Source organism: Mucilaginibacter gossypiicola, from assembly GCF_900110105.1.
Taxonomy (GTDB): Bacteria; Bacteroidota; Bacteroidia; order Sphingobacteriales; family Sphingobacteriaceae; genus Mucilaginibacter; species Mucilaginibacter gossypiicola.
Map to the genome: position 1 here is coordinate 460,020 of NZ_FOCL01000003.1, position 12,173 is coordinate 472,192.

Sequence of the window (12,173 nt, forward strand, 5' to 3'; positions counted from 1 at the left end):
CCAACGGTGCAATTACGCCTATTATTCTTCTTCTCCAAAATCCTCCATTACACCAAAATATTCTTCCCATTCCGGGTCGTCTATTACGGTTATGTTTATGGGGAATTCATCAAATTCGGATAAGGCTTCATTTAACCTGTCGCCTGCAATATCAATATCGGTAGTGTACCAGGCCCACCAGCGTTCATTTTCGCCTGTAAATACAAAAGCCAGGATACTTTGATAATCATCTTCAAGGATGTCCACCAATGCGTCTTCAACCTGCTCCATCGCAAGCATTTCATCTGCCGGAGGCAACAACGACGGATCAAATGATTCATAGTTCCAGGTTACATCCATGCGCTGCAGGTAAGCACCTGTTTCAAAAAAGTTTGATAAGTTGGGCCTGTAACGGACCAGCAGGGGGATATCGTCGTCGGATACGGCTTCTATCGATACCCAGGTATCGTCTAAAATCATAGGTTTGTTTTTATAAGGTTTAGCAGGTGTGTATTTTATAGATGAAATGTTATAGCAGAACGATACAGATTTGTTATTATTTTATTCTCTATAACAGCTCTTTAACCATCGTCAACTTTCTAAGTATAAAGATAGTTATGCCAGGCAAAATCCGGTGCATTTATTCAAAAAATCATTCATCAAGTCCCCCTTGGCTTTGTGAATAACAGACTTACGAAATTTTTAAAACTTCGTAAGTCATAAACATTCCTCTTATTCTACCTCAAACTCCTTTTTCAGTTTAATATCAACAGACGAGCTTCCTATCATCACTTGAAACTTGCCAGGTTCAACCGTCCAGTTCATATTTTTATCTAACAGCGCCAAATCATCGGGATGCAGCGTAAATTGTACCGTTTTCTTTTCTCCCGGGTTAAGGGTGATACGGTCGAAGCCGCGCAAATCATACTCATAAGTGGTAACGCTGCTCACTTCATCCTTAAGGTAAAGCTGCACCACGTCGTCGCCTTTACGCTGACCTGTGTTGGTTACATCAACACTAACCTGTATAAGTCCCTGGGAGTTGCCTTTTTCGGGCGATACCTGTAGGTTGCTATACTCAAATGTAGTGTAGCTTAGTCCATAACCATAAGGATATAAGGCACCTTTTACACTGGTTTTGCCCCAGCTGTTTTGCCCGCCTTGCTCTGCCTGTGATGATGGCTTGAACGGGAAGTTATATTCCAGCTGACCTGTTGTTTTAGGGAAAGTGATCGGCAACCTTCCGCCGGGGTTGTTATCGCCAAATAAGGTTTCGGCAATTACCTGCCCGCTTTGTACGCTCGGAAACCAGGCTTCCAAAATGGCAGGTACATATTTATTTTCCCAGTTGATGGTTAGCGGCTGCCCGTTAATCATCACCATTACCACCGGTTTGCCGGTAGCCTGTAAAGCCTGGATCAGCTTTAACTGCCTACCCGGCAGGTTTAAGCCTGTACGTGATAAACTCTCGCCTACACGGTCAACATCTTCGCCTACTACAGCAATCACAATGTCCGATTGTTTGGCCTGTGCCACTGCCGAATCAATACCTGCCTGCTCCTGCGCAGTTAATGGTGTTTCAATGATCTCGCTTTCAGGCCAGGTAGGATCAACCATATCGCAGCCTTTAACATAGCTTACTTTAGCATCGTTGCCTACGTAATTTTTAACACCATCAAACACAGTAGTAACCGGGTTGTGCGATGGACCGTACCTGCTCACAGCATAATTAGTTTCTTTAGCCAGCGGACCGGTAATCAGGATATTAGGATATTTCTTTTTATCCAATGGCAACAGGTTGTTGGCATTTTTTAGCAATACCATTGATTCGCGGTTCATTTTCAAGCTCATGGCCTTATCGGCATCGGTATGTACTATTTTATCGGCTGCCTTAGGATCTTTAACATAAGGACTGTCAAATAATCCCAGTCTGAATTTCACCTTCAACACTTCGCCAACACGGGTGTCGATGATCTTCATGGAAATGCGGTTTTCTTTGATCAGCTCACGCAGGGGCATAATAAAGGTTTGCGGCATGGTAAAATTGGTACGCACGTTCAGACCTGCTTCAACAGCCTGCCTTACGGCTTCCTTATAATCGGCTGCTACGTGGTGTTTAGAATATAGAAATTCAACGGCCTCACTGTCGCTCACTACATAGCCATCAAACCCAAACTGCTGACGTAAAAGCTGCGTTAAAAAGTAATAGCTTCCTGTTATAGGCACACCGTCCCAGTCATTGTAACTGCTCATTACGCCCATAGGATGCGCCTCCTGGATAACCCTGCGGAAAGGGTACAAATACAACTGGTGCATTTCACGTGGAGCCACATGCGGGTCGGTACGGGCGCTGCCATCACGGCCGCCCTTAGGCACGCTATATACTGCAAAGTGTTTAAGGGTTGATGCCACGCCGCCCTCCTGGATGCCGAGTACCATTTGCTTGCCCATTTCGGCAATGTGAAAAGGGTCTTCGCCATAACATTCAACCACACGGCCCCAGCGCTGATCGCGGGCGGGGTCAAGTATAGGCGCGTAAACATTGGTATAGCCTAAAGCTTTGGCTTCGCGACCAACGGTTTTACCGGCCTGGTAAACCAGTTCCTTATCAAAAGTACTGCCTATAGATATTGGCGCAGGCAGCGGTGTGGCCCGGTCATGGTTAAGGCCATGAATGCCCTCGTTGGTAAAATCAACAGGGATGCCTAATCGGGTTTCCTCAACAAACCATTTTTGAATGGTATTAATGGCCGACGCATGTTTGCTAAATGGATATGAATACTGAGTTGGCGCATCATCTGTATGCGATGTCAAGTTATTCAGTTCTTCGTCGATGTTGGCGATTCCATCCTTCCAAACTTCGTTTTTCCAGTTGGGTACGGGCATTTCATCTTTTAGTACACGTTTGTAGCCATACAGCGTAGCCATCTGGCAGGTTTTCTCTTCCACGGTCATCTGGCTTACCAGGTCGGCCACGCGTTTATCAATGGGTTGCGAGGGATCTTCGAACACATCCATTTTGCCATTCTTATTAAAATCTATCCAGCCTTTGTGGTAGATATTTTTTTCCTGTGCGGATGAAGCCAGGCTAAAACTAAGAGATAAAGCAGATGCCACGAATACCCTTGGCAGGTAGTATTTATTTCTCATGAGGGTTGTATTGGAGTTGGTTTTTTCCAAATATATAGCTTTAGGCTTAACCAGTACCGTTACAGCCATCCCCGAAGCGGTATATTTTAACTATATCGTTTGAGTAACATATCAGTTGCATTATTCAGAAACCTTACGCTATTTTTAAACTGTCCATGAGCTTAAAACAACCAGTAACCCTAATTTCACAAGCGCTTATTCAGGCCGCTGTTTGCGTACCTTTCCTGATAATTACATTGATTATTTATGGCATTGCCCGCGAGGGGAGTGAGATAGGCGCTGCAGTTATGTACGCTTTATTTGCCATTCCCGGCTATGTAATTGCCGTTTGCAGTTATCTGATATATAACGTCATCGAAACAAAAATAAAAACAACCTGGGCCATACTTAAATACTCAGCTCCATTGTTTCTATTAGCAGCTGGCTTGTTAGCTATAGCAAACTACAAGGAAAGTGACCGGCAAATATTTTTTATCATCATAGCTACCATCCTGTTCATTGAACCTGTTAAGATCATTTATCAGCGGGTGTTGAAAACCCTGTAGTATAAATCCAGCATCTGCTGCCACTATATCACAAATTTAATTTCAGTGTAAATAATAAGCTACAATTAAACTTAATATTTACCAATCGGTTTCATAATTTATATATTCATATATAAATTCTAAACCGCCATGAAATCAATAAAAACCTTGTATACGCTTGCAGCTATTATAGGCTTGAGCTATAATTCTGTATCGGCACAAACTCAACCAGTCGCTACTACACCAACAGTAACTTTTCAGAACGTGAGTAACCTGCCCTACCCGCTTACCTGGACCAGCAGTGTTACAGATGGCAACAATATTTACACCGTTGCCGGCTATAAGGGCGGACGTGGTGGCTACTCGTCGGATGTATTGAAATACAGTCCCAAAACTAATACCTGGACTAAAATTGCTGATATGGGCGGCAACAAAGTTCAATCGGCAACAGCTTATGTGCCTGCTACCGGCAAAATTTATGTTTTTGGAGGTATTGGTGGCGTTAGCAATAATATACGCACCAGCCAGATATTTCAGGGCGTGCAAAGTGTTGATATTAAAACCGGTGAAGTAAAAAACCTCAACGTATTAAACCCAATGGCCAGTACGTATGGCTCTGCCATTGAGTGGGACAATAAGATCTATTTATTTGGCGGCAGCCGTGAAGAAAAACGCAGCATAAACTCGGTTTATGAGTTTGACCCTACAACCCTTCAATTTAAACAATTGGCCAACATGCCAGAGTACCTACAGGCCGCTGGCGCAGTGGTAAATGGTGTTATTTACACTTTTGGCGGCTACGATACCTTTCTTAAACATCAGGGAACTAATATTTACGCCTACGATATCAAAGCTAATACCTGGAAAACTGCCGGTAAGCTACCCGAATTTATGTCGGCCAATAGTGTGGCGGCAAGCGGCAATGTGATATTTGTTGCGGGCAGTTATGATGATGAAAACCTTTTAGGTTATTTTGATACTGACAATGGCAAATTCACCAAACTGAAATCAAATATGGAGCCACGCCGCGCCGCATCATCAGCAATTGTAAATAACATGCTGTTTGTTTTTGGCGGAACTACGCGCTTCAAAGCGTTTAATGTTTCAACTTTGGAAACCGTACAGGCTACCAACATTACGCCTTTCCTTAAAAACTCTACAAGCAGGTAATATAACCAACAAGATATGAAGAAGCCGGTAACGCACGTCAACCGGTTTCTTGCTTAAAACGCACGTGGCGCCGGGTTATTTCTAATCAAACAAATCCTGATATAAACAAAAGTTTTCACTATCAAAACAGACAAACATCACTTCCACTTAACTATCAGCCAAAAAATCTTTAACGGCTTTAACTGCGATTTGTACCAGCTCAATAACACCCATAACATTTTGGATTTATAGCTTGTATAACAAACACGAAAGTGTTTTGCTTTTAGAAATATAGCTGCACCATTTTGCGCCAGTAGCGTGCCCGGTGAGCCTCTTCGTGCCAAATGTATAAGCTATTCTGGATGCCTTTACTGGCCAATACAGTACTTAGATATTTATTATCTTCTAAAAAAGCATCTTCCTCGCCTACGGCCAGTATAATTTGAAGGCGCTTGATCTGATCAATAATTTCGGGGCTGTGCAGGTTATTCAAAAACTGGTTAGGCATGTTGAAATACACATTCTCATCGCGATAGCCATCCAACAGGTCGCGGAAGTTTCCCATGGCCTGGGTGATATCATACCGGCCACTCATACCTACCACTTTAACAAAAACCGAAGGGTGTTTAAATCCGATATTAACGGCATGATAGGCTCCCATGCTGCAACCGGCCGAAATGATTGCTCCATCCGGGTTAAGCGTTTTCATTAGCGCTACAACCTCCTGCAAAATGTATTGCTCATAATGCAGGTGGCGCTCCATGCGGTGATAGGGATGGCTATATTCGTTATAAAAACTTTCGCGGTCGATACTGTCAACACAATATACCTGCAGGTGTCCGGCCTCAATTTTGCTTCGTAAGGCTTCAATTACCCGCCAGTCTTCATAATCATAAAACCTCGCCGTACGAGTGGGAAAAAATAAAACAGAGGCACCTGCATGGCCAAAAACCAGCAATTCCATATTACGCTGAAGTGATGGACTAAACCACTTGTGGTACTCTCTTTTCATCTTTTAAACCGCTGAAAGATGATAAATGTGTGTAAACCCTATATTAAGCTAATTTGATACTTTGCGGCATTCGCTGTAAAACAGCATTTTTCCACAAAGTGTAACCGGCGCTGCTTAAATGCAAACCATCTTTATCATAATATTCTCGTATTGGTTTACCAGAAGCATCTATCATCTGATTAAATATATTGATGAACTGCCAGTTTTTATGGCGGTGAATTATTTCATTTTCAATTAAACTGTTGGTATACCTGTATTTTTCAACAATAGGCCAGCGTGCAAGGCTTGGTTTAAGTGATATATAATAACAGGGAATATTACCAAAAAGCCGCTCAACCTCAACAGTTAGCTGCTTAAAAAATATAAAAACCTCCTCGGGGTTGCGGCCATCGCCCAAATCATTGTCGCCTGCATAAACCACGATAGATTCGGGGTTGTAGGAATGAAGAATACGCTCAAAAAACCAAACGCAGGCGGCCAGCGTTGAGCCGCCGAAGCCAAGGTTAACAGGCTGCATGTCGTCAAAATCAGCATCAAGCGTATTCCATAAACGAATGGATGAGCTTCCATAAAAAATTACCCGCGGCACATAATCAAGCTTTGTTCGCTTAATCTCCAACTGCTTCACATCCTCTTCGTACCAGATCATATTCTATTTTGTAGACCGTATTAATTTAAGGGCTAAAGATAATACAATAGCCCTAACTTAATGTAAGTTGATAAAATAATGGTATTAAAATTGTAAACTTGTTACTCTTCGGCCGCTTCTTCACCTTTTGTTCCCAGTTCAACAATATCGCCCTTTTTAAAAAGGATGGCCTGCAAAGTGGTACGCCAAACGGGTTTCTTACGCAGTAAAAATTCCAAATCCATGCCAAAATGCTTAAACTCTTCCTGCTGGGCATTTTGCATAATGGCTTTTGCCTGTTTATCTTTTTCAACCGAAATGCGTTGTTCGTACCAGTTTATAGCCTCGGCCTCTTCGGTTAATGAAACTATCATTCGGGCAAATGTGCGGGTTTCGTCCGATAACTCATTGGCGGGTTCGTGATATTGATCAAATGACATAATTCTCTTTTTTAAGGAGATAAGTGTAATCCGAACGCTTTTGTTTTAGCCTGTAAGTATTTAGAATTATTATTAAACCACGTGCTTCCTGATTTTAACAGTAACCAATTTTGACGTTGGTGTATTGCTTTGTTCGGCAACGCTGTTGATGGGAATGAGCACGTTGGCTTCCGGGTAATAGGTAGCTGTATTCCCTTCGGGGATGTTATAGGGCACGATCACAAACAACCTCGCTACCCGCTCAACGCCATCATCATAATTAAACAGATCAACTTTTTCCCGAGCCTTAAAGCCGGCCTTTTGCATGTCGTTCTCGTTCATTAAAACTACCCGGCGCTCGTTGTGAATGCCCCGGTAGCGATCATCAAGACCGTAGATGGTAGTATTAAACTGATCATGACTGCGAATGGTTGCCATATGGTATTCGTCGGCCGCCAGTTCATGCTTAGGCAGCGGGGCGATGTTAAAAGGTATAATGCTTCCGTTTTTTTCGGTGATAAACTTACCCTCGCGTGCTGCGTTAGGCAGATAAAAACCGCCGGGCAAACGGACCTTCTGATTATAATCCTCACAACCCGGAATTACCCTGGCTATCACATCGCGCACAGCGTCATAGCTTTGGGCATATTTATCCCAGTCGATAACCGAGCGGTTGCCAAACGTGGCTTTGGCAAGGTTGCAGACAATCTGGTTCTCGTTCATCAAGTGTTCAGATACCGGCGTCAACATTCCTTTTGACATCTGGACAACTCCCATTGAGTTTTCACAGCTAATGAATTGCTCTTCGCCATTTACAATGTCCTTGTCGCTTCGTGATAGTGTTGGGAGGATCAAAGCCTCCTCCCCATGCACCAAATGGCTACGGTTTAATTTGGTTGATACATGCACCGATAGCTTAAGCTTACGCATGGCCTGTGCAGTAAACAGCGTATCCGGCGTAGCCGAAAGGAAATTACCGCCCATAGCAAAAAATACTTTAAGCTTGCCTTCGTCCATAGCTTTGATGGATTCAACAACATCATAGCCATGGCCCCGCGGCGGTTCAAAACCAAAAACTTCTTTGAGTTTATCTAACTGTTTCGGCTTCGGCTTATCCCAGATCATCATAGTACGGTTACCCTGTACATTGCTATGCCCGCGCACCGGGCACAAACCCGCACCGGCCTTGCCGATGGCGCCTTTAAGCATAGCCAGGTTCACAATCTCCTTCACTACAGCTACACCATTTTTATGCTGGGTGATGCCCATGGCCCAGCAAATAATGATACGGCTTTTATTTTTAATCAAATCAACAGCCTGCTCAATTTCAGTTACTGTTAAACCCGCAGCTTTAGCCAAATCACCAACCTCATATTGGTTCAGGCTATCTAAAAAGGCAACATAACCTGTGGTGTTCTTTTTAATAAATTCATGATCAAAAACAGTACCCGGGTTTTCCAATTCGGCTTTATACAGCAGCTTTTCCATGGCTTTGAGCAGCGCCATATCGCCATTTATCTTCACCTGAAGGTATAAGTCCGCCAGTTGGGTTTTGATACCCAAAATCCCTTTTACTTTTTGTGGGTTCTTAAAACCCATTAAACCGGCCTCATGCAGCGGATTTACAGCGATGATCTTCGAACCTTTCTCTTTTGCTTTTTCCAGTGCGCTGAGCATGCGCGGATGATTGGTACCAGGATTTTGCCCCATGATAATGATCACGTCGGTATCGTAAAAATCATTAAGCGTAACCGTACCCTTACCGATACCAATAGTATCCGCAAGGCCAACACCGGTACTTTCATGGCACATGTTGGAGCAATCGGGCATATTATTGGTGCCAAACTCACGCACAAACAACTGGTAAGTAAATGAAGCTTCGTTACTGGTACGGCCGGATGTATAAAATGCAGCTTCATCTGGTGATGCCAAAGCATTAAGCCCATCTGCTATTTTTTTAAAGGCTAATTCCCAGCTTATTGGCGTGTAATGTGTAGCACCGTTGGCGAGGTAAACCGGTTGGGCTATCCGCCCTTTTTTGCCTATTTCGTAATCGTTAAGCTTAGCCAATTCGGCTACAGAGTTTTCGGCAAAGAACTCTCCTGTTAGCTTCTTGGTTGTAGCTTCTTCGGCAAGAGCTTTAGCACCGTTTTCACAATATTCGGCTATGGGCGAGCGGTCGTCATCGGGATCAGGCCAGGCGCAGCCTGAGCAATCAAAGCCGCTCTTCTTGTTCATGTGAAACAGGCCTTCCATACCCCTTACCAGGCCTGTTTCCTTTAATATATCAACCATAGCAACCGTTACCGCGGGGATGCCCGCTGCCCAGTCTTTAGGATGTGTGATTTTCAGATCGAGCAGTTCTTCGGGGTTCTCTGCTGCCGGTACCTGTTCTGGTTCCTTGCTCATATCTTTTTAGCCGCTAACGGATTGGGGTAATTATCGCTTTGGTCTTCGGCAACTTCATCCAAACAAGTAAAATCTTTTTCAACCAGTAAATGCAAGCTGCCGTGAGTGCCTTCATAACCTACCTTGTCTTCATCGGCAAAGTTGGCAATCATTGTTTTGGGCGCGTACAATGTTATGGCGTTTTCTTTGTAAGTTGCCGACAGATGCTCATCATCAACCAGCCTCAAAGCATAAATAAGTTGCTGGCTGCCAAAATCGACCGATTCCTGCACATAACCGTCTTCGGCAAGTTTAGCAACGTCGGTTTTAGTAAGCCTGTATCTAAGCGAATTACCTTTTATCCTTATTTTCATTAGTATCAATCAATTTATGCTGATGGCGCTGTTAATGCAGCCTCATCAGCAGGGATCATAACCCGGTGTGCGCCTGTATAAATATTAAAGCGCTCGTCACGTAAAAAGCCTATCAGTGTAATATTAAATTCGTTTGCCAGCTCTACAGCCAGGCTTGAGGGCGCTCCTACCGCCGCTATTATACTGATACCTGCCATAGCCGCTTTTTGAATAAGTTCAAAACTGGCCCTGCCGCTCAGCACCAGTATTGTTTGCTGCAATGGCAACCAGTTATACATCATGGCGGCACCTATCAGTTTATCTAAAGCGTTATGCCTTCCTACATCTTCCCTGAGTAGCAGCAATTCGCCTACAGGGGTAAATAATGCAGAGGCATGCAGGCCCCCGGTATCATCAAATACACGTTGATGCCTGCGCAATATCTTCGGAAGCTGATTAAGCACAATGCTGTGGATCATGTTGCCATCATCCTCAACCCCAGCAAAGCTACTCACTGTACGGATAGCGCTGATTGATCCCTTACCACATACACCGCAGCTGCTGGTGGTGTAAAAATTGCGTTCGGTATTTTGGAGGTTCGGCAGAACACCCTCTTCCAGTGTTACCAGCATCGTATTCTCCTTGTTTTCGGCACAGGCAATAAAGCTATGCTTAGCCGATTTTATCTCATCGGCATTTTTGATAATGCCTTCAGTAAACAGGAAACCGGTTGCCAGTTCGGCGTCGTGCCCGGGAGTACGCATGGTTACTGAAATATTACGAACCTCTCTTTGATCGGTCGGACCGTATTCCAACTTAATTTCCAGGGGCTCTTCAATGGCAATACTATCCTCTTCCCTGGCGCTTTGATTAGCGTTAACTTTTACAACCGGGATATGAATAACTGATGGCGTAGACATACTCAAATATACAACTTAACCGGCGGGTTTGTTTAGGTGAGTTTAGTCCTTCTATGCAAGTTCAAGCGTCCACGCTTGAACTCAAACTAAAGTAAGCGTCCACGCTTACGACCCATCAATGGTAAGCGTGAACGCTTACCTTCAAAATAATTCAAGCGTGGACGCTTGAACTTGCTGAACTTGCTAAGTTTCCCATTTGTTAAATTTAAACCTGTTGCTCATTTTGTAAGCTAATTTGAATATTTTTGAGATATGAAGATCAACATACTGGCTTTTGGGGTGACCAGGGAAATATTTGGAAGCAGCGAAGTTAGCCTGGAATTGACCAACGATGCTACCATCTCCAATTTAAAATACCTGCTCGAGCAGCAATATCCGCGTTTAAAGCAGCTTTCATCATACATGCTGGCTGTTAATAATGAATATGCCTTGCCTGGCGATACCATTCACGAGCGTGATGAAATTGCGATCATTCCGCCGGTGAGCGGGGGGTAGTCAGTTGGCAGTTATCGGTACGCAGTTGGCAGTATGCCTGTTCAGCTTGCAGTTTTTAGCCGGCAGTTTGCGGCAGATCTGAGAAGATATTTTATTACAAATCCATTCAACCTAACAAAACAATGGCTATCAGAAGCGCTACGCTTGCCGATCATTCAGCAATATCAAACCTGCTTACACAATTAGGCTATCCTGGCACTGAGGATCATTTGCCGGACAACCTTGAACGGATGTTAGGGCAACCTACATCGCAAGTTTTAGTTTATGAGGATGAAGGCCAGGTTGCAGGTTTTATTGCCATCGATTTTTTAACACAACTGGTTGTTAAGGGCGATTTTATCCGCATCAGTTGTTTTTCTGTCGATGAAGACACCCGCGGCAAAGGCATTGGCAAGGCACTTGAGGATTATATCACCGAGCTTGGTAAGCAGCGCAATGCCGACCGCATAGAAGTTCACTGCCATACACGCAGGGTTGATGCGCATCGGTTTTATTACAGGCAGGGTTATGCTGAGTCGCCTAAATACTTAATGAAATCATTGGTATCATAATACAAAATCAAATCGCATTGAACACACAAATTCTCCTATCCGCCCAAACACTGGATATCCAATCATGCATCGATTGGATCATGTCGCCCGAATCTGGCGGGATAGATGTGTTTATCGGCACCGTGCGCAATGCCACCAAGGGAAAAAAAGTTTTAAAGCTCGATTTTGAAGCTTATGAGCCTATGGCCATTAGCGAAATGAATAAGATTGCTGCCCAGGCCTTTGAACGCTGGTCGGTTCAAAAAATACTGATCCACCATCGTACCGGCTTACTGCAGGTTGGCGAAGTGCCTGTGGTTATTGCCGTATCAGCAGCTCACCGTGACGCCGCCTTTGACGCCTGCCGGTATATCATCGATACGCTCAAACAAACAGTACCCATCTGGAAAAAAGAAAGCTTTGAGGACGGCGATGTTTGGGTAGCAGCACATCCTTAGGATTTCGGATTTGGGATGTTCGATTTGGGATTTTTTTGATTTTACATTTATAATCGCCAGTCATCCTGAACTTGTTTCAGGGTCCCACAGGACAGGTATGCGCTATATCCCGATCATTTATTTAGCGGCAGGGACGATAAAATAAATTCAGAATAACGCGGAGAACTT

At 44.0% G+C, this 12,173-nt stretch carries 13 protein-coding genes; 5 read left to right on the plus strand and 8 right to left on the minus strand.

The window, feature by feature from the left end; genetic code table 11:
• Positions 1-21: 21 nt before the first annotated feature.
• On the minus strand, positions 22-459 hold the full coding sequence (locus tag BMX50_RS11745) for a DUF695 domain-containing protein (RefSeq protein ID WP_091210713.1): 438 nt from the start codon (positions 457-459) through the stop codon (positions 22-24).
• Between the two features lie 252 nt (positions 460-711).
• Positions 712-3,129, minus strand: coding sequence for a glycoside hydrolase family 3 N-terminal domain-containing protein (locus BMX50_RS11750; RefSeq protein ID WP_208864686.1), 2,418 nt, complete (start codon positions 3,127-3,129; stop codon positions 712-714).
• Positions 3,130-3,284: 155 nt separating this feature from the next.
• Here BMX50_RS11750 and BMX50_RS11755 point away from each other — a divergent pair, with 155 nt between their 5' ends.
• Positions 3,285-3,674 (plus strand): hypothetical protein, encoded by a 390-nt coding sequence (locus BMX50_RS11755; RefSeq protein WP_091210715.1) that lies wholly within the window; start codon positions 3,285-3,287, stop codon positions 3,672-3,674.
• A 129-nt stretch (positions 3,675-3,803) separates the two neighbouring features.
• Complete coding sequence (locus tag BMX50_RS11760) at positions 3,804-4,823, plus strand: Kelch repeat-containing protein (protein ID WP_091210716.1); 1,020 nt, start codon at positions 3,804-3,806, stop codon at positions 4,821-4,823.
• A gap of 262 nt (positions 4,824-5,085) precedes the next feature.
• Here BMX50_RS11760 and BMX50_RS11765 read toward each other — a convergent pair whose 3' ends face one another.
• The 6 genes from BMX50_RS11765 to fdhD form a co-directional block, all read right to left on the minus strand.
• Complete coding sequence (locus BMX50_RS11765; RefSeq protein ID WP_091210717.1) at positions 5,086-5,814, minus strand: esterase family protein; 729 nt, start codon at positions 5,812-5,814, stop codon at positions 5,086-5,088.
• A 43-nt stretch (positions 5,815-5,857) separates the two neighbouring features.
• On the minus strand, positions 5,858-6,463 hold the full coding sequence (locus BMX50_RS11770) for a GDSL-type esterase/lipase family protein (RefSeq protein WP_091210718.1): 606 nt from the start codon (positions 6,461-6,463) through the stop codon (positions 5,858-5,860).
• A gap of 101 nt (positions 6,464-6,564) precedes the next feature.
• Positions 6,565-6,882: a ferritin family protein gene (locus tag BMX50_RS11775; RefSeq protein WP_091210719.1), complete on the minus strand. Its 318-nt coding sequence runs from the start codon at positions 6,880-6,882 to the stop codon at positions 6,565-6,567.
• A 72-nt stretch (positions 6,883-6,954) separates the two neighbouring features.
• Positions 6,955-9,270, minus strand: a complete 2,316-nt coding sequence (locus BMX50_RS11780) for an FdhF/YdeP family oxidoreductase (RefSeq protein WP_091210720.1) — start codon at positions 9,268-9,270, stop codon at positions 6,955-6,957.
• The gene (locus BMX50_RS11785) at positions 9,267-9,623 is read right to left on the minus strand and encodes a DUF7009 family protein (protein WP_091210721.1); all 357 of its coding nucleotides are present in this window, start codon (positions 9,621-9,623) and stop codon (positions 9,267-9,269) included. The genes BMX50_RS11780 and BMX50_RS11785 overlap by 4 nt, the downstream gene beginning before the upstream one ends.
• Positions 9,624-9,637: 14 nt before the next feature.
• Positions 9,638-10,522: a formate dehydrogenase accessory sulfurtransferase FdhD gene (fdhD, locus tag BMX50_RS11790; protein ID WP_091210722.1), complete on the minus strand. Its 885-nt coding sequence runs from the start codon at positions 10,520-10,522 to the stop codon at positions 9,638-9,640.
• Positions 10,523-10,774: 252 nt separating this feature from the next.
• Here fdhD and BMX50_RS11795 point away from each other — a divergent pair, with 252 nt between their 5' ends.
• The 3 genes from BMX50_RS11795 (at position 10,775) to BMX50_RS11805 (ending at position 12,005) form a co-directional block, all read left to right on the plus strand.
• A complete protein-coding gene (locus tag BMX50_RS11795; RefSeq protein ID WP_091210723.1) occupies positions 10,775-11,017 on the plus strand; it encodes a MoaD/ThiS family protein in 243 nt (80 codons plus the stop codon).
• Between the two features lie 122 nt (positions 11,018-11,139).
• On the plus strand, positions 11,140-11,568 hold the full coding sequence (locus tag BMX50_RS11800; RefSeq protein WP_091210724.1) for a GNAT family N-acetyltransferase: 429 nt from the start codon (positions 11,140-11,142) through the stop codon (positions 11,566-11,568).
• Between the two features lie 17 nt (positions 11,569-11,585).
• Positions 11,586-12,005: a molybdenum cofactor biosynthesis protein MoaE gene (locus BMX50_RS11805; protein WP_244280950.1), complete on the plus strand. Its 420-nt coding sequence runs from the start codon at positions 11,586-11,588 to the stop codon at positions 12,003-12,005.
• Positions 12,006-12,173: the final 168 nt, after the last annotated feature.